This is a genomic window from Salmonella sp. WC3 (genome assembly GCF_042932255.1).
In the GTDB taxonomy this organism is placed as follows: Bacteria; Pseudomonadota; Gammaproteobacteria; order Enterobacterales; family Enterobacteriaceae; genus Salmonella; species Salmonella enterica.
The window spans coordinates 2,107,085-2,126,933 of record NZ_CP170629.1 but is presented as its reverse complement, the minus strand read 5'-3'; the positions used below and the strand labels follow the sequence as shown (position 1 = coordinate 2,126,933).

Below are 19,849 nucleotides of genomic sequence, written 5' to 3'. Positions count from 1 at the left end.
GCTTAGCGCAGGTTAACCAGCGTATTGAGGATCTGGTCCTGAGTTTTGATGGTCTGCGCATTCGACTGGTAGTTACGCTGCGCGACGATCATATTCACCAGCTCTTTACTCAAATCCACGTTAGAGGCTTCCAGCGCGCCGTTCGTCAGCTTACCGAAGTTGCCGGAACCGGCAGTCCCCAGCAGCGCAACCCCGGAAGCCTGCGTCGCCGCCCAGACGTTATCGCCCTGGGATGCCAGACCTTCGTTGTTGGCGAAGTTAGCCAGCACAATCTGCCCCAGCACCTGCTCCTGCTCGTTGGAGTAGTTGCCAACCACGGTGCCGTCGTTGTTAATCTGGTAGCTCACCAGGTCGCCCGGCTTATAGCCGTTTTGATTGGTGGCGACGATGTTATTAGCCCCGGTGTTCTGCTGCATGGAGTTAAGGAAGCTGAGGGAGAAGGTGGCCGCTGTCGCGCCATTAATCGTACCGGTGGTGATGTTCACCGTACCGCCAGACTCCAGAATCCCGTTTTCATTGAATTTCAGCGTAGTGGACGCCGTTGTTGGCGCAGTGGCTGCAGGATCGCTGCTGTCATGGGTGTACACAGCCCATTCATTATCTTTGGTTTTCACAAAATAGACGTTCATGTCATGGGCATTACCCTGGCTGTCATAAACGGTGACGGTGCCTTTTTTGTTATACGAATCCGCATCACTCACGCTAAAGGGCGTTTTAGACGGTACAGGGTCCGTTGAGTTCAGGTTGATCTGCATTGACGCGGTGGTGGTCGATTTCGCCGCCATCAGCGTGTTCGGAATGGTGATCGGCGCAGGATTCGCCCCCTGCTGAATGGTCGGCGGCGTACCGGTGGCCGGATAGCCGGTCAACTGCATCCCCTGCATATTGACCAGGTTACGGTTCTCGTCCAGTTTGAACTGGCCGTTGCGGCTATAGAACACGGAACCGTTGCTGTCTACCAGGCGGAAAAAACCGTTCTGGCTAATCGCGACATCCAGCCCGCGCCCGGTGTTCGTTGTCGTACCGTCGGTAAAATCCTGGGTAATCCCCGCCACTTTTACGCCCAGCCCCACTTTGGAACCGGCGAACATATCGGCAAATGATGCCGTACCGGACTTAAAGCCATAGGTGGCGGAGTTGGCGATGTTATTACCGATAACATCAAGGTTGGTGGCCGCAGCGTTCAGGCCGCTAACCGCTTGAGAAAAAGACATGACTGACTCCTGATAAGTGTAAGGGCTTAGATTATTTGCCGAACTTCGTCGAGTGTGGTGGTGCCGTAGGTCCCCAGATCCAACAGGTTGCCGTTACTGCCCTTCGTCACGCCCTGTACCAGAGCGAATTGCAGCGGCTGCGCCACCAGTTGCGTCCCGCCATTGCTGGCGGTAATCGCAATGTTGTAAGAACCATTCGGTACCGTTGTTCCGTCCGTTTGCTTACCATCCCAGGTAAAGGTGTGTACCCCGGCTCGCAACTCACCGATCTCCAGCGTCCGTACCACCCGGCCATCTTTATCGGTAATGGTTGCCGTCACTTTGTCCGCAGGCTGTTGCAATTCCACGCCAAACGGCGTCGTGGACGTCACGGCCCCTTCTTCCGCGCCTTTACCCGCCAGAATTGTGGTGCCAGGCACCATAACGCCATGTCCAATCAGCGTGGTCGCCTGTAGGGACTGACTATTATCGATTTGCCCGGAAATAGCCCCCAGCGTCGTATTCAGTTTTTCAATGCCGCTCACGGTACTGATTTGCGCCAACTGTGTCGTTAACTCATTATTTTGTAATGGGTTAGTCGGGTCCTGGTTCTTCAATTGCGCGACCAGTAAGGTCAGGAAACTGCTTTGCAGATCGGCAGCGTTGCTTCCGGTCATCGACCCGCTGCCGGTCGTCGTTTTGACGCCCGTGTTGGTCGGGTCATTCATATTTACGGTAATAGACATACGCGCCTCCTTTACTGGCCTAATGTCAGCGTTTTAAGCATCATGCTTTTTACGGTATTCAGGACTTCGATATTTGCCTGATAGCTGCGCGAGGCTGACATCGTGTTGACCATTTCGCCGACCACATCGACGTTGGGCATTTTGACGTAACCATTAGCGTCCGCCAGCGGATTGCCTGGCTCATAAACCAGCTTTTCCGGTGCCTGACTTTCAATCACGCTGGCGACCTTTACCCCGCCAGTGGCTTGACCCGGCGCGGCGTCCACCTGAAAAACCACCTGTTTGGCGCGATAAGGCTGTCCGTCCGGGCCGGTGACGCTATCCGCATTCGCCAGGTTACTGGCCGCAACGTTCAACCGCTTGGACTGCGCGGCAAGCGCCGATCCGGCAATATCAAAAATGTTTAACAGCGCCACTAATTAGTTTCCTCCCTGTAGCACATTCATCATGCCTTTGAGTTGGCTACCCAGAACGGTAAGCCCCATCTGATATTTGAGACTGTTATCCGCAAACTGCGTACGTTCCCTGTCCATATCTACGGTGTTACCATCCAAAGAAGGCTGATCGGGTACGCGGTAAAGCAGATCCACTACGGGAGAAGAGACCGCCTGGGCGGGAATATGGTGAGAGGAAGTCAACGTTAACGCGACGCCGCCGGTTTCTTCCCGTCCACGCACCATCACCTTTTTTAACTCACTGGCAAAATCAATATCGCGCGCCTGATACCCCGGCGTATCGGCATTGGCGATATTCGCCGCTAATATTTCCTGACGTTGCGCGCGCAGATTTAGCGCTTCCTGCTGAAATCGTAAGGCGGCATCGAGCCTGTCGAGCATATCTCCTCCGCAAATGGCAAAATTCAGCCGACAGCTTAAATGCCTTCACGCGCGCGTTATCGCCGGAATAAACGCAAAATGCGTCGCTATTTATTGCGTTGATGCTTGCTTCACACGGGTAGAATCCTGTCATGACATCAACCAGGGGGAAGTACCATGCAAACGTTAAAACGAGGATTCGCCGTGGCGGCTTTGCTGTTCAGCCCCCTGACAATGGCGCAGGACATCAACGCCCAGCTGACCACGTGGTTTTCCCAGCGTCTGGCTGGCTTCAGCGACGAGGTGGTTGTCACGCTCCGTTCATCGCCCAATCTGCTACCGAGCTGCGAGCAGCCAGCCTTCAGCATGACGGGCAGCGCGAAGCTGTGGGGCAACGTCAATGTGGTGGCGCGCTGCGCCAATGAAAAACGTTATTTGCAGGTGAATGTGCAAGCGACCGGCAATTATGTCGCCGTTGCCGCGCCCGTCGCGCGCGGCGGAAAATTGACGCCGGCCAACGTCACGCTAAAACGTGGCAGGCTGGATCAGTTACCGCCGCGGACGGTACTGGATATCCGTCAGATTCAGGATGCCGTCAGTTTGCGCGATCTCGCTCCCGGGCAGCCGGTACAGCTTACGATGATACGTCAGGCCTGGCGCGTCAAAGCGGGGCAACGAGTACAGGTCATCGCCAATGGCGAGGGGTTTAGCGTCAATGCGGAAGGTCAGGCGATGAATAATGCCGCCGTCGCGCAAAATGCGCGCGTGCGCATGACATCGGGTCAAATCGTGAGTGGAACCGTCGATTCTGATGGGAATATTCTTATTAACCTATAATTGTGTAAAGATTTTGTCGCGGCTGCCGATGAGATATTCAACCATGATGGTAGCTGGCCGCTACAACGTAACCCTCGATGAGGATAAATAAATGAGCATTGACCGTACCTCACCTTTGAAACCCGTTAGCACTGTCCAGACGCGCGAAACCAGCGACACGCCGGTACAAAAAACGCGTCAGGAAAAAACGTCCGCCGCGACGAGCGCCAGCGTAACGTTAAGCGACGCGCAAGCGAAGCTCATGCAGCCAGGCGTCAGCGACATTAATATGGAACGCGTCGAAGCATTAAAAACGGCTATCCGTAACGGTGAGTTAAAAATGGATACGGGAAAAATAGCAGACTCGCTCATTCGCGAGGCGCAGAGCTACTTACAGAGTAAATAAGCGTATGACTCGTTTGTCAGAAATACTTGACCAGATGACCACCGTCCTGAATGACCTGAAGACGGTGATGGACGCCGAGCAACAACAGCTTTCCGTAGGCCAGATTAACGGCAGCCAGCTACAGCGTATTACAGAAGAAAAAAGCTCGTTGCTGGCGACGCTGGATTATCTGGAACAACAGCGCCGTCTGGAGCAGAATGCGCAGCGTAGCGCAAACGATGACATTGCAGAGCGCTGGCAGGCGATTACCGAAAAAACGCAGCATCTTCGCGACCTCAACCAGCACAACGGCTGGCTGCTGGAAGGGCAAATCGAGCGTAATCAACAGGCGCTGGAGGTGCTGAAACCTCACCAGGAGCCGACCTTGTACGGGGCTGACGGTCAGACTTCCGTCTCTCACCGCGGCGGTAAAAAAATTTCTATCTAATCATTGCCGGATGGCGACGTTGCGCCTTTCCGGCCTGAATGCCTTGTAGGCCTGATAGCACAGCGCTATCAGGCACTGAATTTACGCCGTCCGGCGAACAAACTCTTTCACTTTAAAGCCCAACACGGCAAGCGCGGCGAAATAGGCCGCGATACCCGCAATCACTACCGCCATCAAACGTAGCAAACGCCATAACATCGACCCTTGCGACCACTCCGGCATAATATGCAACACGCCGAACAATACGGCAGCCATCACCAGTACGGAAATGATCAGACGCATCAGGAACCACATCCAGCCCGGTTGTGGCGTAAAGATATTCTGTTTGCGCAGTTGCCAGTACAGCAGCGACGCATTGAGACATGCCGCCAGACCAATAGAGAGCGACAGCCCGGCGTGTTTCAGCGGTCCAATAAACGCCAGGTTCATTAACTGCGTCATGATTAACGTCACGATGGCGATTTTCACCGGCGTTTTAATATCCTGGCGAGAATAGAAGCCCGGAGCCAGCACTTTTACGACGATCAAGCCAATCAGCCCCACCGAATAGGCGATTAACGCCCGCTGCGTCATTGCCGCATCAAAGGCGGTGAATTTACCGTACTGAAACAGCGAGACCGTCAGCGGCTTCGCCAGAATGCCTAACGCTACCGCGCTCGGCAACGCCAGTAAAAAGCACAAACGCAGCCCCCAGTCCATCAGGCGGCAGTACTCATCATGATTGCCGCTGGCAAAGCTTTTCGACAATGACGGCAACAGGATGGTCCCCAACGCCACGCCCAGCACGCCGGACGGGAACTCCATCAACCGATCGGCATAGTACATCCATGAAACCGAGCCAGAGGCCAGAAACGAGGCGAAAATGGTATTGATGATAAGGGAGATCTGACTGACGGAAACGCCCAAAATCGCCGGCCCCATCTGTTTGACCACCCGCATCGCCCCGGTGTCGCGAAAGTTAATGCGCGGCAGCACCAGCATACCGATCTTTTTCAAATACGGAAGTTGATACACCAGTTGCAGCACGCCGCCGACGGTGACTGCCCAGGCTAACGCCAGCACCGGCGGATTAAAGTATGGCGCGGCGAATAATGCAAAACCGATCATGCTGATATTAAGAAATGTCGGCGCAAAAGCGGGAATAGAGAAGCGATTCCAGGTGTTGAGAATGGCGCCAACCAGTGAGGCCAGCGAGATCAGCAGAATATAGGGAAACGTAATCCGCAGCAGTTGCGTCGTCAGCGCGAATTTATCCGCAGTATCGGCAAAACCCGGCGCGGTTACCATAATCACCCACGGGGCGGCCAGCATACCGGCCACCGTCACGACGGCCAATGCCAGCGTCAACAGGCCGGAAACGTAAGCGACAAAGATCCGCGTCGCTTCTTCACCCTGCTTGCTCTTATATTCCGCCAGGATAGGCACAAAGGCCTGAGAAAAAGCGCCTTCGGCAAAGATCCGGCGTAGTAGATTGGGGAGTTTAAACGCCACAAAAAAGGCGTCGGTCGCCATCCCTGCGCCAAAAATTCTGGCGACAATCGCATCACGGGCAAAGCCCAACACGCGTGAAAACATAGTCATCGAGCTGACGGCAGCCAGCGATTTCAATAAATTCATTTCTTTTGTATTCCAGACCCTGGCGTAAAACTCCTGCATGGCTGATCCATCGACCGGATAACGCAACTTCTGCCGTATCCGGCTGTATCACCGCGCCTGACGGCGACGTTAAAACGTCTTATCAGGCCTTACAGACTCCCCACGGTTTGCCATTATTCACTGTGAAAAGAGGTATTATGTAGAGTGGGCATATATACCCGCCATACTTCGAGCTGCATGTGCGTTAGCTTTTCTGCAACTCGAATTATTGAGGGTATAGTACCTGGATTACGATGAATTACTACCGCCAGATGTTACAGAGGGTTATTCGCTGATGGCGTCCCGCCACAGCGCCTCCACGACGCGCTGGGCCAAAATCGCCTGCTCCCCCGCCGTTTCCGGAACCGTCTGATTTTGTACGCAGTCAATGAAATGTCGCGCGCATCCGACAAAACCACGCTGTTCAAGCGTCGTTTGCCAACCCGGAATGGGTTTGATGAAAATACCCTGCCCGCGCTCTTCGCGCCATTCACGCATATCCGTCACGTCATACAGCCCGCCGTCGGTGACAGCCTGGACCGATTCACGCTGACTTCCGGCGCGCCGGTGCATACTGGTGGTAATTTGTAGTTTGTCGGCGGAAAAATGATGTTCCGCATAGCACATTTCGCCGGACTCGCTGGTGAGCAACGTGCTGCTGGCAAGGCGCGCCTCGCCGCCCGCCAGCCACAGTGCGGTATCCACGACATGCAGATAGTCATCGAGCAAAGTAAAACGTAAGTCGTGCGGCCCGACGCTATCGGTACGATGTTTATCCATACGCAGTGACGCCGCAGTGCCGAGGCGCGTCTTCAGTTCGCGGTACAGCGGCGCGAAACGGCGATTAAAGCCAACCATCAGCGTCAATTTTTTTTGCGCCGCCAGCGCCACCAGCCGTTCGGCATCACGTAGATTTTCCGCCAGCGGTTTATCCACGCAGACATGGACGCCGGCATTGAGAAGTTCGCTGACCACGGCATAATGGCTTGCGGTACTGGAGTGGACGAAGACCGCATCGCAGCCGGACGCTAAATTCGCCAGCGAATCCACATACGGTATGCGCCAGCTTTCGCAGATACGTAAGGCTTTATCCCGCGAAGGAGACCAGGCGCCCTGTAACGTCCATCCGGCGGTGTTGGTTAATACCGGCAGCCAGGCCTTCTGCGCAATACCGCCTAATCCGACAATGCCAATCCGTAATGTTCTCACATTACTCCCCCAGGTGAGCTAACAAAGAATCCAGCCGCTGCTTTAACTCCGCCACTTCGCTTTCCAGCGCTTCGACGCGCGACTGAAGATCGCCCGACGCACTTTCCGGCGCAGACGTCTGGAGAGACAGTTCATCGACGTCGCCGCAAAAAAGGTGCATATAACGGCTTTCGCGCTTACCCGGTTCACGCGCCAGACGGACGACATACGGGCCGTCCTCACGACTGGCAAGCCGTTCCAGCGTGGATTCAACTTCCGCCATATCGCTGAATTCATGCATCCGCGACGCCCGGCTACGCAACTCGCCGGGCGTTTGCGCGCCGCGCAGCAGCAGCGTAGTGACAAGCGCCACTTCCGCCGCGCTAAGTTTCAGATCGCCAAATTCGGAATTACAGAAGCGCTGTTCATATTTGGTGACGCGATTGCCAAACCCGCTGACCGTACGCAAAAAGTGGCGTTTCACCAGGTTATCGAGCTGTTCCTGCACCTCTTGTTCCGTCAGGTTCATCACCGGTTCACGGTTGGTTTTCTGATTACAGGCTGTCACCACCCCGTTGACGGAAAGCGGATACTGTTCCGGCGTTGTCACCTGCTTTTCCAGCAGACAGCCAATCACTCGCGCTTCAGTGGCGGTTAATTCATATTTCATCGTTTTCTCCCTTTGCCTCTCATTCCGTAAGCCGCTCAACGCCCCGGCGTCCATAACGGCGTGGTTAACGCCGTCAGGACATGGTCGCGCCATTGTCCATCAATCAACAGGTAATCTTTCGCATAGCCTTCTTTTTCAAAGCCAAGCCGCGCCAGCAACGCGCCGCTACGTTTGTTGTGCGGCATATAGTTCGCCATGATACGGTGGATATGCTGAGTGCGCTGCATATAGCGAATCGCAGCGGTTAAGGCTTCAAACATCAGCCCTTGCCCCTGCCACTTCTGCGCAATGGAATAGCCCAGATAACAGGCATGAAAAGAACCGCGCACCACATTGGAAAAATTCGCCACGCCGATAATTTCTTTTTCTTCCGGATCAAGTAGCGCGAAATAGAAGGCGGAGCCCTGTTTGTGAAATTCACCGATCATTCCCAGACGCGCCTGCCATCCTGAAGGATAACAATGACTTTCATCACGGACCGGTTCCCAGGGTTTTAAAAAATGACGATTTTCCGCGTAATAATCGGCCAGACGCCAGGCATCACGCTCATGCACTAAACGTACCACCAGACGATCGGTGGTTAAGCGCACTTTTGGCACGTTACTACGATAGCCAAACATTCTATACCTACTCCTTCCTGTAACGTCTTCAGCACGCCAGTAACATTACTATACCTGCGCAACCAGGCTCTGTGAAAAGCGCAAATCGTCATTTTTTGAATTGCTGCCACATTTTGATGAAAACTCTCGATTAAAAAGGACTTTTGATAAAAAAATATTGTCCCGCTAACGGTAGGAAAAAACGAAACGCCGCCGCAGAATAGAAGACGCTCATCTTTTATTTCCCGGGAGGGGAAATGTCGCGCGTCTCGCAGGCGAGGAACCTGGGTAAATATTTTCTTCTCATCGATAACATGTTAGTGGTGCTGGGTTTTTTCGTCGTCTTCCCGCTCATCTCTATTCGTTTTGTCGATCAAATGGGGTGGGCTGCCGTAATGGTAGGGATCGCGCTCGGCCTGCGTCAGTTTATTCAACAAGGTCTGGGCATTTTTGGCGGCGCCATCGCCGATCGCTTTGGCGCGAAACCGATGATTGTCACCGGTATGCTGATGCGCGCCGCAGGCTTTGCCACCATGGGTATCGCGCATGAGCCCTGGCTCTTGTGGTTTTCCTGCTTTCTTTCCGGTCTCGGCGGTACGCTTTTCGACCCGCCGCGTTCAGCGCTGGTGGTCAAATTAATTCGTCCGGAGCAACGGGGCCGCTTCTTCTCTCTGTTGATGATGCAGGACAGCGCGGGCGCGGTGATTGGCGCGCTGCTGGGAAGCTGGTTGCTACAATACGATTTTCGCCTGGTCTGCGCGACGGGCGCTATTTTGTTCATATTATGCGCCCTTTTCAATGCATGGCTGCTTCCGGCCTGGAAGCTATCAACGGTCAGAACGCCGGTGCGTGAAGGAATGCGCCGCGTCATGAGCGATAAAAGGTTTGTCACCTACGTGCTGACGCTGGCGGGCTACTATATGCTGGCGGTACAGGTCATGTTAATGCTGCCGATTATGGTAAACGATATCGCCGGTTCGCCTGCTGCCGTGAAATGGATGTACGCTATTGAGGCGTGTCTCTCGCTGACGTTGCTCTACCCGATTGCCCGCTGGAGCGAAAAGCGTTTTCGGCTGGAGCATCGGCTGATGGCCGGTTTGCTCGTCATGTCGCTGAGCATGATCCCCATCGGGATGGTGGGCAATTTACAGCAGCTTTTTACGCTTATTTGCGCTTTCTACATCGGCTCGGTTATCGCCGAACCGGCGCGCGAAACGCTCAGCGCGTCGCTCGCGGACGCGAGGGCGCGGGGAAGCTATATGGGCTTTAGCCGTCTGGGATTAGCCATTGGCGGCGCGATTGGTTATATCGGCGGCGGCTGGTTGTTTGATATGGGTAAAGCGCTTGCGCAGCCTGAACTACCGTGGATGATGCTCGGTATTATCGGTTTCATCACCTTTTTGGCTTTAGGCTGGCAATTTAGTCATAAACGCACGCCGCGCCGGATGCTGGAACCCGGCGCCTGATTTGATACCTGTCGCTATCTCCTCCATACTGGTCAGATACCGACAGTCAAATGGAGGAGAAACGTGAAGCTTTATATTTACGATCATTGCCCTTTCTGCGTTAAAGCCCGCATGATTTTCGGCCTGAAGAACATCCCCGTTGAACTTAACGTGTTACAAAATGACGACGAGGCGACGCCCACCCGGATGATTGGTCAAAAGATGGTACCCATCCTGCAAAAAGATGATAGTCGCTACCTTCCTGAAAGTATGGATATTGTACATTATGTCGACAACCTCGACGGCAAACCGCTGTTAACCGGGAAACGCAATCCAGCCATTGAAGAGTGGTTGCGCAAAGTTAACGGTTACGTTAATCAGCTATTGCTGCCGCGATTTGCAAAATCCGCTTTCGATGAATTTTCTACCCCTGCGGCGCGCCAGTATTTTATCCGCAAAAAAGAAGCCTCATCTGGCAGTTTTGACAACCATCTTGCGCACTCTGCAGGACTGATTAAAAAGATCGGCGATGATTTACGTTTGCTGGATAAACTCATCGTACAGCCTAACGCCGTTAACGGCGAATTATCGGAAGATGATATTCATCTGTTTCCGCTTCTGCGTAATCTGACGCTGGTCGCCGGTATCCACTGGCCGACAAAAGTCGCGGACTATCGCGATAATATGGCAAAGCAGACGCAAATTAATTTACTCTCCTCAATGGCTATCTAACTCCCGCCAGGCGGCAACCCTTTCTTGCCGCCTTTTTCAGCTTTTTCTAGTGGCACCATGTCCGCTGGCGCGACATGCTGCTTTGTGTCAAGATTAGGGCACAGGCAACATGCTAAGGAACGCCATGAAAAAGTTTTTTTTTGCCGCTGCGCTGGTAGTTAGCGGCCTGTTAGTGGGTTGTAATCAACTTACGCAATACACCATTAGCGAACAAGAAATCAATCAAGCGCTTGAAAAACGGAATAATTTCTCAAAAGATATTGGTCTGCCCGGCATTGCCGACGCGCATATCGTATTGACTAACCTTGTCAGCCAGATTGGTCGGGAAGAACCTAATAAAGTCACCCTTACTGGCGATGCCAGGCTGGATATGAATTCCCTGTTTGGCAGTCAAAAAGCGACGATGAAACTCAAGCTAAAAGCCCTGCCGGTCTTTGATAAAGAAAAAGGCGCCATCTATCTTCAGGAGATGGAAGTAGTAGACGCCACCGTGACGCCGGAGAAAATGCAATCGGTGCTACAAACGCTCCTGCCTTATTTAAATCAGTCTTTACGTAGCTACTTTAACCAGCGGCCCGCTTACGTGTTGCGTGAGGACAGCAGTAAAGGCGAAGCGTTAGCAAAGAAACTCGCGAAAGGCATTGAAGTTAAACCTAGTGAAATCGTTATTCCTTTCACCAATTGATTTCGGAGGGCGCGCTCGCGCCTTTTTTTTACGTGCAAACGAAAACGTTTCCGCTTATCCTTTGTTTCCGGCAAAAAGACTATTCCTCAGCCGGAGCTTATTAATGACTGCACCATCCCAGGTTTTAAAGATCCGCCGCCCGGACGACTGGCACGTTCACCTTCGCGATGGCGACATGTTAAAAACGGTCGTACCCTATACCAGCGAAATTTATGGTCGCGCTATCGTGATGCCGAACCTGGCGTCCCCCATCACGACCGTTGATGCAGCGATCGCCTACCGCCAGCGTATTCTCGATGCGGTGCCCGCCGGGCATGATTTCACGCCGTTAATGACCTGCTATTTAACGGATTCGCTCGATGCCGATGAACTGGAGCGTGGTTTCCATGAAGGCGTATTTACTGCGGCTAAGCTTTACCCGGCCAATGCCACCACTAACTCCAGTCATGGCGTAACGTCAGTCGACGCTATCATGCCGGTACTGGAGCGGATGGAAAAACTCGGAATACCATTGCTGGTCCACGGGGAGGTGACCCATGCGGATGTTGATATATTCGATCGTGAAGCGCGTTTTATCGACACCGTAATGGAACCGCTACGCCAGCGTCTGACCGCGCTTAAAGTGGTCTTTGAGCACATCACGACCAAAGATGCCGCGCAGTATGTACGTGACGGCAACGACTACCTGGCGGCTACCATTACGCCTCAACATTTAATGTTTAACCGTAATGATATGCTGGTCGGCGGCATTCGTCCTCACCTGTACTGTCTGCCGATTCTGAAACGCAATATTCACCAGCAGGCGTTACGCGAACTGGTTGCCAGTGGTTTTACGCGCGCCTTCCTGGGGACGGATTCAGCGCCGCATTCACGTCATCGTAAAGAGACCAGTTGCGGCTGCGCCGGTTGTTTCAACGCCCCCTCCGCCCTTGGCAGTTATGCCGCCGTGTTTGAGGAAATGAACGCGCTGGCGCACTTTGAAGCGTTCTGTTCACTGAATGGCCCGCAATTCTATGGCCTGCCGATGAATACGGGGTGGGTGGAACTGGTTCGCGATGAACAACAGATACCGGGAAATATCGCGCTGGCTGATGATTCTCTGGTGCCTTTTTTAGCGGGTGAAACAGTACGCTGGTCAGTAAAAAAATAAAAAATGCGCTTACCTGTTGCTATATACTGGATTTAACTGTATATATATCCAGTATATTCAACAGGGGGCCATTATGCGTATTGAAGTCACTATAGCCAAAACGTCACCTCTGCCTGCCGGTGCGATTGATGCGCTGGCGGGCGAACTCTCCCGCCGTATTAGCCATCATTTTCCGGAGAATTTGGGTAACGTCACCGTGCGTTACGCTACCGCCAACAACTTGTCCGTCATTGGCGCATCAAAAGAGGACAAAGAACGCATTAGCGAGATTCTCCAGGAGACCTGGGAGAGCGCTGATGACTGGTTCATCAATGAATAAAAAATGATATGCAGTGATGTATGTTTGCCGGGTCGCCCCGGCTTTTTTATTTGCGCAACTGATGAATATTTCACCTGACCCTCAAAATAATTGCACAACATCCTAAAAAAATATGAATGAACTGCCGCTTTATTGTTCATATAATTCTTAAAAAGAGAAATTTATCCTCCGGTCTCTTTAAAAACACAGTGAATAGCCTTATTAATTGGTATACTGAAGTTGCTTCAGAAGAAAAACACGCATTGAACCTCGAGAACCGTTGTCTTATAACACGTACCAGGGGGGCATGATGGAAAAGAATAATGAAGTCATTCAGACCCATCCGCTTGTAGGATGGGACATCAGCACCGTCGATAGCTATGATGCGCTGATGCTGCGTTTACACTACCAGACCCCAAATCGTCCGGAACCGGAAGGGACTGAAGTTGGTCAAACGCTCTGGTTAACGACAGATGTAGCCAGGCAATTTATTTCAATATTAGAAGCCGGCATCGCCAAAATAGAATCAGGCGATTACCAGGAAAACGAGTATCGTCGCCATTAGCGTGACGCGCTCCCCCTCTCTCAGGCACCGTAAGGTGCCTCACTTATTTCTGGCTTGTATATCTCAGCGCAGTTATTTACCCTGAAATCATCGCGATAGCAGAGAGAAGCTGATGAAATACGACCTTATTATTATCGGCAGCGGTTCGGTTGGCGCCGCCGCTGGTTATTACGCCACCCGCGCCGGGCTAAAGGTCCTGATGACCGATGCGCATATACCGCCTCATCAACAGGGCAGCCACCACGGCGATACCCGTCTTATCCGCCACGCTTATGGTGAAGGCGAAAAATATGTCCCGCTGGTGCTTCGCGCCCAGACGCTTTGGGATGAACTCTCCACACACAATGAAAAGCCTATTTTTGTCCGCTCCGGCGTCGTCAACCTCGGCCCGGCCGATTCCGCTTTCTTAGCCAACGTCGCACGAAGCGCGCAACAGTGGCAATTGAACGTCGAGCGCCTGGACGCGACGGCCCTCATGACGCGCTGGCCGGAAATTCGCGTGCCCGATAATTATATCGGGCTGTTTGAAGCTGACTCCGGTTTCCTGCGCAGCGAATTAGCCATTACCACATGGCTTCGTCTGGCCCGAGAGGCAGGCTGCGCACAGCTATTTAACAGCCCGGTAAGCCATATTCACCATGATGATAACGGTGTGACGATAGAGACGAGTGAAGGCTGCTACCACGCCAGCAAGGCGCTGATTAGCGCGGGCACCTGGGTCAAAGCGCTGGTACCGGAGCTGCCCGTTCAGCCCGTACGTAAAGTTTTTGCCTGGTTTAAGGCGGATGGACGTTACAGCACTAAAAACCGCTTTCCGGCCTTTACCGGCGAAATGCCCAACGGCGATCACTATTACGGTTTCCCGGCGGAGAACGACGAGTTAAAAATCGGCAAACACAATGGCGGACAGCGAATACAGGCTCAGGAAGAGCGCAAGCCCTTTGCCGCCGTTGCCAGCGATGGCGCGGAAGCATTTCCTTTCCTGCGTAACGTACTGCCGGGTATCGGCGGTTGTTTACATGGGGCAGCATGTACCTATGATAATTCGCCGGACGAGGATTTTATTATCGATACGCTGCCTGGCCATGAGAATACGCTTGTCATCACTGGACTCAGCGGACATGGTTTTAAATTCGCCCCGGTGTTAGGAGAAATCGCTGCAGATTTTGCGTTGGGAAAAACGCCCTCCTTTGATCTGACGCCGTTCCGGCTGTCCCGTTTTAGCCAATAATTTGTCGGCCCCGTAAAGGGGCTGTTTATTAAGGTAAGCTATGCGTCGTCTCTTTCATTTTCTGATGAATAATATTCGCGAACATTTCATGCTTTACGTTATTCTTTGGTCGCTGCTGGCGGTGATGGATATTGTTTATCTCCTTTTCTTCTGATTGCTTTTCATTGACGTTAACTGACACTTCCTGAAAGTTCCTCACTTTTTATTTCATAATGTTGAAGCACGGCAATAATGCCAACTCCTGCCGTTGTGCGGTTATCAGGGGGAAATATCTCGAAACTTCTGAAGCTGAACCGCAAACAACATCAAAATTATTGAAATAAAAATAAATATCATTCAAATTCTTATTTATAAGTTGCATTCGGCGCTTTTCCACGCCATTTTCATTCTCTCGTGAAATATTCATTGGTGTGTTTATGCAATTTAAAAATACTCCACAACGTTATGGCGTAGTTTCCGCCGCGCTCCACTGGCTGACCGCCCTGGTGGTCTATGGCATGTTTGCGTTGGGTTTATGGATGGTCACGCTCAGTTATTACGACGGCTGGTATCACCAGGCGCCGGAATTACATAAAAGTATTGGCATGTTACTGATGATGGCGCTGATCGTGCGTATTATCTGGCGGCTTTATTCGCCGCCGCCCGTTGCGTTGACCAGCTATTCCCGTTTAACGCGCATTGGCGCCGCCGCAGGTCATCTCCTCCTTTATCTCCTGCTCTTTGCGATAATCATTAGCGGCTACCTGATTTCCACCGCCGACGGTAAACCGATTAGCGTCTTTGGCTGGTTTGAGATTCCGGCCACGCTTACGGACGCGGGCGCGCAGGCTGACATCGCCGGAACACTGCATCTGTGGTTTGCCTGGTCGCTGGTCATTATCTCGCTCTCGCATGGGGTTATGGCGCTAAAACACCATTTCATCGATAAAGACGACACTCTGAAACGTATGACAGGAATGTCGTCATCTGACTATGGAGCTCAAAAATGAAAAAAAACCTGCTGGGATTCACCCTCGCATCCTTGTTATTCACGACCGGTTCCGCCGTGGCGGCGGAGTATAAAATTGATAAAGAAGGCCAACATGCGTTCGTCAATTTCCGCATTCAGCATCTGGGCTACAGCTGGCTATACGGCACCTTTAAAGATTTCGACGGCACGTTCACTTTTGACGAAAAAAATCCGTCGGCAGACAAAGTGAACGTGACCATTAACACCAATAGCGTCGACACTAACCATGCCGAACGTGACAAACACCTGCGTAGCGCGGAATTTCTTAATGTTGCGAAATTCCCTCAGGCAACCTTCACCTCTACCAGCGTGAAAAAAGAGGGCGATGAACTGGATATTACCGGCAATCTGACGCTCAATGGCGTGACTAAACCGGTGACGCTGGAAGCGAAGTTGATGGGCCAGGGCGACGATCCGTGGGGCGGTAAGCGCGCGGGCTTTGAGGCCGAAGGAAAAATTAAGCTGAAGGATTTCAATATAACTACCGATCTCGGCCCGGCCTCACAAGAGGTTGAGCTTATCATCTCAGTAGAAGGCGTTCAGCAGAAGTAACGCCTGGCGAAATGCCGGATAGCGGCCTTTACGCCGCTATCCGGAAAAATATTACTCAGCTGGATCGGGAATGCTCAGTTTGCTATTAAGCCGACCACGCGATTTATTAAAAATTTTGTTGCCGTTCTCACGACCCGCGCGACGTCGGCGCTGTTCTTCCTCCGGCAAGGCCAACTCTTCACAGCATTGTTCACTACAGCAGCCGTTAAATTTACTGGCGCACTGCGGACACTGGATAAACAGCAGATGGCAACCGTCATTTTTGCAGTTGGTATGGCTATCGCAGGGCGCGCCGCACTGATGGCAATGCGCGATAACCTCATCCGAGATTCGTTCGCCCATTCGCTCATCAAATACAAAGTTTTTGCCGATAAAGCGAACGGGAAGCCCCTGCTCGCGCGCGCGACGGGCGTACTCAATGATGCCACCCTCAATATGCCAGACTTTATTGAAACCGTTGTGTTTCATCCAGGCGCTGGCTTTCTCACAACGAATACCGCCGGTACAGTACATCACTATCTTTTTATCTGCATGTTCCCGCAGCATTTCAACCGCTTTTGGCAACTGTTCACGAAACGTATCCGCCGGGATTTCCAGAGCATTTTCGAAATGGCCGACTTCATACTCATAGTGGTTGCGCATATCAATAAAGACCGCGTCAGGATCGTCCAGCATCGCATTCACATCTGCCGCCTTCAGATAATCGCCGACATTACTGGCGTCAAAAGTCGGATCGTCAATACCGTCAGCAACGATACGGTCGCGAACTTTCATACGCAGCACCCAAAATGACTTTCCGTCATCCTCCAGCGCGATATTTAAACGCAGCCCGTCCAGCGCGGGATCGAACGTATAAAGCTGTTGACGAAAGGTCTCGACCTTGCTTTGCGGCACGCTGATTTGCGCATTGATGCCCTCATGCGCCAGGTAAACGCGACCAAAAACGTCCAACGCCGTAAACACCTGATACAACGCGTCCCGCGTCTGTTGCGGCGAGGCGATTGTGAAATATTTATAAAAAGAAATTGTCGTACGCGGCTCGCTTTCCGCCAGCATTTTGGCTTTCAGCTCGTCATTAGAGATGCGGTTGTGTAACACTGGCATGGTGTACGTATCCTGCAATCAGCAAAAAATAAAGTGGGCAGGCATGATAAGGCAAGTCTCGCCAATTTACATCCACACATTTTGCGCTACATTTCCTGCTTTACACTAAATAATTAACAACAATTGTCGATTTAATCGCCACTCTCCTGCTACATATTTTTGCTCAACGCAAAAAGATGCGAGAATACGGGGAATTGTTCGTTGAAAGACAGGATAGAAATGACGAAGTTGCCTAAGTTCTCCGTGGCCTTACTGCACCCGCGCTATTGGTTAACCTGGTTGGGTATAGGCGCGCTTTGGTTGGTCGTGCAACTCCCCTACCCGGTCATCTATAAATTGGGTTGCGCATTGGGCCACCTGGCGCGACGCGTAATGAAACGCCGCGCAAAAATCGCCTATCGCAACCTTGAATTATGCTTTCCGGAAATGAGCGCGCAGGAACGCCACACCATGGTGGTCAAAAACTTTGAATCCGTCGGTATGGGCGTGATGGAAACCGGCATGGCCTGGTTCTGGCCCGATCGGCGAGTGAACCGCTGGATGGAAGCGAGCGGTCTGGAGCATATCCGTGAAGTTAAGGCGCAGGGGCTGGGGTTCATTCTGGTAGGAATACATTTTCTTACCCTTGAGTTTGGCGCCCGCATGTTTGGTATGCATAACCCGGGTATCGGAGTTTATCGCCCGAATGATAATCCGTTGCTCGACTGGTTACAGACCTGGGGACGCTTACGCTCCAATAAATCAATGTTGGATCGCAAAGATCTGAAAGGCATGGTTAAGGCATTGAAAAGCGGCGAATTGATCTGGTATGCGCCGGATCACGATTATGGTCCGCGCGCCAGCGTTTTTGTACCATTATTTGCCGTCGACCAGGCTGCCACGACCTCCGGTACCTGGATGCTCGCGCGCATGTCTAAAGCCTGTATTATCCCCTTCGTGCCTCGCCGTAAACCCGATGGGAAAGGCTACGAACTGATCATTCTTCCTGCGGAATATTCGCCTCCGCTGGAGAGCGCAGAAGCGACTGCCGCGTGGATGAATAAAATTGTTGAGCAGTGCATTATGATGGCGCCAGAGCAGTATATGTGGCTGCATCGCCGCTTTAAAACTCGCCCTGAAGGCGTACCGTCGCGCTATTGACAGGATTGCAGCCGTCAGGCTGCAATTTTTCCCCTCTTTTAGCTTTAAAAGCTCCCCACATTGCGAGGCTGGTAAGGTCGGCGCATAATTATAATTAGTACGCTCATAATTAAATTGATGATAGCGCAAACCGCGCATCATACTGTGGAACGCTATGTCACCCTCTGATGTCCCCATAAACTGGAAACGCAATCTAACCGTTACCTGGCTGGGCTGTTTTTTAACCAGCGCGGCATTCAGCCTGGTCATGCCTTTTCTTCCTCTTTACGTTGAGCAACTCGGCGTAACAGGCCATAGCGCGCTCAACATGTGGTCCGGGCTGGTCTTTAGTATTACGTTCCTCTTTTCAGCTATCGCTTCCCCTTTTTGGGGCGGCCTGGCGGATCGTAAAGGGCGTAAGATCATGCTGTTGCGTTCCGCTCTCGGCATGGCCATTGTGATGCTGTTAATGGGCATGGCGCAAAATATCTGGCAATTTCTGATCCTCCGCGCGTTATTAGGCCTGTTGGGCGGATTTATTCCCAACGCCAATGCGCTCATCGCCACTCAGGTGCCGCGCCATAAAAGCGGCTGGGCGTTAGGGACGCTCTCTACTGGCGGCGTCAGCGGCGCTCTGCTTGGCCCACTTGCGGGCGGTCTGCTCGCCGACCATTACGGCCTTCGCCCAGTCTTTTTTATTACCGCCAGCGTTTTGTTTATCTGTTTTCTGCTCACCTTCTTTTTTATTCGCGAGAATTTCCTGCCGGTGAGCAAAAAAGAGATGCTTCACGTTCGGGAAGTGGTCGCCTAGTTAAAAAATCCCCGCCTGGTGTTAAGCCTGTTTGTCACCACGCTGATTATTCAGGTGGCGACGGGGTCTATTGCGCCCATCCTGACGCTCTATGTGCGCGAACTCGCGGGAAATGTCAGTAATATTGCGTTCATTAGCGGGATGATAGCGTCCGTTCCCGGCGTGGCGGCATTACTTAGCGCCCCCCGGCTCGGCAAGCTTGGCGACAGAATTGGCCCGGAAAAGATCCTTATCGTCGCGCTGATTATTTCCGTACTGCTGCTGATTCCAATGTCTTTTGTGCAAACGCCGTGGCAGCTCGCTCTATTGCGGTTTCTGCTTGGCGCGGCGGATGGCGCGCTGCTGCCAGCCGTTCAAACTCTGCTGGTTTACAACTCTACCAACCAGATAGCCGGGCGCATATTCAGTTACAACCAATCTTTCCGCGATATCGGCAACGTCACCGGCCCTCTCATGGGCGCCGCAATTTCCGCGAGCTATGGCTTCCGCGCCGTATTCTGCGTCACGGCAGGCGTGGTGTTGTTCAATGCTATCTATTCATGGAACAGCTTACGACAGCGCAGACTGGCAATAGAATGATTTTTGCGCTTTCATACTTGCAATATCACAGAATCAGCTATTCTTTCCCTAAATACCTCGTCAAATCAAAGGGA

The 19,849-nt window shown here is 52.4% G+C and carries 23 protein-coding genes and 1 pseudogene; 15 read left to right on the top strand and 9 right to left on the bottom strand.

Going from position 1 to position 19,849, the window contains the following annotated elements; all coding sequences use genetic code 11:
* Window positions 1-2: 2 nt before the first annotated feature.
* The 4 genes from flgE to flgB are packed head-to-tail and all read right to left on the bottom strand — an operon-like array spanning window position 3 to window position 2,775.
* Entirely contained in the window at window positions 3-1,214 is a 1,212-nt protein-coding gene (gene flgE, locus ACFK9X_RS10130) for a flagellar hook protein FlgE (protein ID WP_000010567.1), read from the bottom strand.
* 26 nt (window positions 1,215-1,240) lie between these two features.
* Window positions 1,241-1,939, bottom strand: coding sequence for a flagellar hook assembly protein FlgD (flgD, locus tag ACFK9X_RS10125; RefSeq protein WP_151116316.1), 699 nt, complete (start codon window positions 1,937-1,939; stop codon window positions 1,241-1,243).
* 11 nt (window positions 1,940-1,950) lie between these two features.
* Window positions 1,951-2,355, bottom strand: coding sequence for a flagellar basal body rod protein FlgC (flgC, locus tag ACFK9X_RS10120; RefSeq protein WP_001196448.1), 405 nt, complete (start codon window positions 2,353-2,355; stop codon window positions 1,951-1,953).
* A gap of 3 nt (window positions 2,356-2,358) precedes the next feature.
* Complete coding sequence (gene flgB, locus ACFK9X_RS10115; protein ID WP_151116314.1) at window positions 2,359-2,775, bottom strand: flagellar basal body rod protein FlgB; 417 nt, start codon at window positions 2,773-2,775, stop codon at window positions 2,359-2,361.
* Between the two features lie 156 nt (window positions 2,776-2,931).
* Here flgB and flgA point away from each other — a divergent pair, with 156 nt between their 5' ends.
* From flgA to flgN, 3 genes are all read left to right on the top strand, one after another.
* Window positions 2,932-3,591, top strand: coding sequence for a flagellar basal body P-ring formation chaperone FlgA (gene flgA, locus ACFK9X_RS10110; RefSeq protein WP_001194086.1), 660 nt, complete (start codon window positions 2,932-2,934; stop codon window positions 3,589-3,591).
* A gap of 91 nt (window positions 3,592-3,682) precedes the next feature.
* Window positions 3,683-3,976 (top strand): flagellar biosynthesis anti-sigma factor FlgM, encoded by a 294-nt coding sequence (gene flgM / locus ACFK9X_RS10105; RefSeq protein WP_000020893.1) that lies wholly within the window; start codon window positions 3,683-3,685, stop codon window positions 3,974-3,976.
* A 4-nt stretch (window positions 3,977-3,980) separates the two neighbouring features.
* Complete coding sequence (gene flgN / locus ACFK9X_RS10100; RefSeq protein WP_000197547.1) at window positions 3,981-4,403, top strand: flagella biosynthesis chaperone FlgN; 423 nt, start codon at window positions 3,981-3,983, stop codon at window positions 4,401-4,403.
* An 81-nt stretch (window positions 4,404-4,484) separates the two neighbouring features.
* Here flgN and murJ read toward each other — a convergent pair whose 3' ends face one another.
* The 4 genes from murJ to rimJ form a co-directional block, all read right to left on the bottom strand.
* Window positions 4,485-6,020, bottom strand: coding sequence for a murein biosynthesis integral membrane protein MurJ (gene murJ, locus ACFK9X_RS10095; protein ID WP_001537775.1), 1,536 nt, complete (start codon window positions 6,018-6,020; stop codon window positions 4,485-4,487).
* Between the two features lie 303 nt (window positions 6,021-6,323).
* Window positions 6,324-7,247, bottom strand: coding sequence for a Gfo/Idh/MocA family protein (locus ACFK9X_RS10090; RefSeq protein ID WP_151116312.1), 924 nt, complete (start codon window positions 7,245-7,247; stop codon window positions 6,324-6,326).
* A 1-nt stretch (window position 7,248) separates the two neighbouring features.
* Window positions 7,249-7,896, bottom strand: a complete 648-nt coding sequence (locus ACFK9X_RS10085) for a YceH family protein (protein WP_000873047.1) — start codon at window positions 7,894-7,896, stop codon at window positions 7,249-7,251.
* Window positions 7,897-7,931: 35 nt separating this feature from the next.
* Window positions 7,932-8,516: a ribosomal protein S5-alanine N-acetyltransferase gene (gene rimJ / locus ACFK9X_RS10080; RefSeq protein ID WP_000468204.1), complete on the bottom strand. Its 585-nt coding sequence runs from the start codon at window positions 8,514-8,516 to the stop codon at window positions 7,932-7,934.
* A gap of 236 nt (window positions 8,517-8,752) precedes the next feature.
* Between rimJ and mdtH the strand changes: the two genes are divergently transcribed.
* The 10 genes from mdtH to ACFK9X_RS10030 all read left to right on the top strand — a co-directional run bounded on the left by mdtH (window position 8,753) and on the right by ACFK9X_RS10030 (window position 16,162).
* Window positions 8,753-9,961: a multidrug efflux MFS transporter MdtH gene (mdtH, locus tag ACFK9X_RS10075; protein ID WP_000092174.1), complete on the top strand. Its 1,209-nt coding sequence runs from the start codon at window positions 8,753-8,755 to the stop codon at window positions 9,959-9,961.
* 63 nt (window positions 9,962-10,024) lie between these two features.
* The gene (gene grxB / locus ACFK9X_RS10070) at window positions 10,025-10,672 is read left to right on the top strand and encodes a glutaredoxin 2 (RefSeq protein WP_000780893.1); all 648 of its coding nucleotides are present in this window, start codon (window positions 10,025-10,027) and stop codon (window positions 10,670-10,672) included.
* A gap of 124 nt (window positions 10,673-10,796) precedes the next feature.
* The gene (locus tag ACFK9X_RS10065) at window positions 10,797-11,357 is read left to right on the top strand and encodes a lipoprotein (RefSeq protein WP_151116310.1); all 561 of its coding nucleotides are present in this window, start codon (window positions 10,797-10,799) and stop codon (window positions 11,355-11,357) included.
* Window positions 11,358-11,460: 103 nt separating this feature from the next.
* The gene (pyrC, locus tag ACFK9X_RS10060) at window positions 11,461-12,507 is read left to right on the top strand and encodes a dihydroorotase (RefSeq protein WP_000126580.1); all 1,047 of its coding nucleotides are present in this window, start codon (window positions 11,461-11,463) and stop codon (window positions 12,505-12,507) included.
* Between the two features lie 73 nt (window positions 12,508-12,580).
* Window positions 12,581-12,826 (top strand): DNA damage-inducible protein I, encoded by a 246-nt coding sequence (gene dinI, locus ACFK9X_RS10055; RefSeq protein ID WP_001217763.1) that lies wholly within the window; start codon window positions 12,581-12,583, stop codon window positions 12,824-12,826.
* A gap of 289 nt (window positions 12,827-13,115) precedes the next feature.
* Window positions 13,116-13,370 carry a biofilm formation regulator BssS gene (gene bssS / locus ACFK9X_RS10050; RefSeq protein ID WP_000414441.1) on the top strand — a complete coding sequence of 85 codons (255 nt, stop codon included), beginning with the start codon at window positions 13,116-13,118 and terminating at the stop codon, window positions 13,368-13,370.
* A 112-nt stretch (window positions 13,371-13,482) separates the two neighbouring features.
* Window positions 13,483-14,601 (top strand): N-methyl-L-tryptophan oxidase, encoded by a 1,119-nt coding sequence (gene solA, locus ACFK9X_RS10045; RefSeq protein ID WP_151116309.1) that lies wholly within the window; start codon window positions 13,483-13,485, stop codon window positions 14,599-14,601.
* 40 nt (window positions 14,602-14,641) lie between these two features.
* Window positions 14,642-14,755: a YceO family protein gene (locus ACFK9X_RS10040; RefSeq protein ID WP_001253282.1), complete on the top strand. Its 114-nt coding sequence runs from the start codon at window positions 14,642-14,644 to the stop codon at window positions 14,753-14,755.
* A 262-nt stretch (window positions 14,756-15,017) separates the two neighbouring features.
* Window positions 15,018-15,590, top strand: coding sequence for a cytochrome b (locus tag ACFK9X_RS10035; RefSeq protein WP_001159796.1), 573 nt, complete (start codon window positions 15,018-15,020; stop codon window positions 15,588-15,590).
* The gene (locus ACFK9X_RS10030) at window positions 15,587-16,162 is read left to right on the top strand and encodes a YceI family protein (RefSeq protein ID WP_000739886.1); all 576 of its coding nucleotides are present in this window, start codon (window positions 15,587-15,589) and stop codon (window positions 16,160-16,162) included. The genes ACFK9X_RS10035 and ACFK9X_RS10030 overlap by 4 nt, the downstream gene beginning before the upstream one ends.
* 51 nt (window positions 16,163-16,213) lie before the next feature.
* Here the strand turns inward: ACFK9X_RS10030 and ACFK9X_RS10025 are convergent, their stop codons facing one another.
* Window positions 16,214-17,266 (bottom strand): rhodanese-related sulfurtransferase, encoded by a 1,053-nt coding sequence (locus tag ACFK9X_RS10025; RefSeq protein ID WP_001144637.1) that lies wholly within the window; start codon window positions 17,264-17,266, stop codon window positions 16,214-16,216.
* Window positions 17,267-17,485: 219 nt separating this feature from the next.
* Here ACFK9X_RS10025 and ACFK9X_RS10020 point away from each other — a divergent pair, with 219 nt between their 5' ends.
* Window positions 17,486-18,406 carry a Kdo(2)-lipid IV(A) acyltransferase gene (locus tag ACFK9X_RS10020; RefSeq protein WP_000163973.1) on the top strand — a complete coding sequence of 307 codons (921 nt, stop codon included), beginning with the start codon at window positions 17,486-17,488 and terminating at the stop codon, window positions 18,404-18,406.
* Window positions 18,407-18,560: 154 nt separating this feature from the next.
* Window positions 18,561-19,775 (top strand): annotated as a pseudogene (gene mdtG, locus ACFK9X_RS10015) (multidrug efflux MFS transporter MdtG).
* Window positions 19,776-19,849 lie beyond the last annotated feature (74 nt).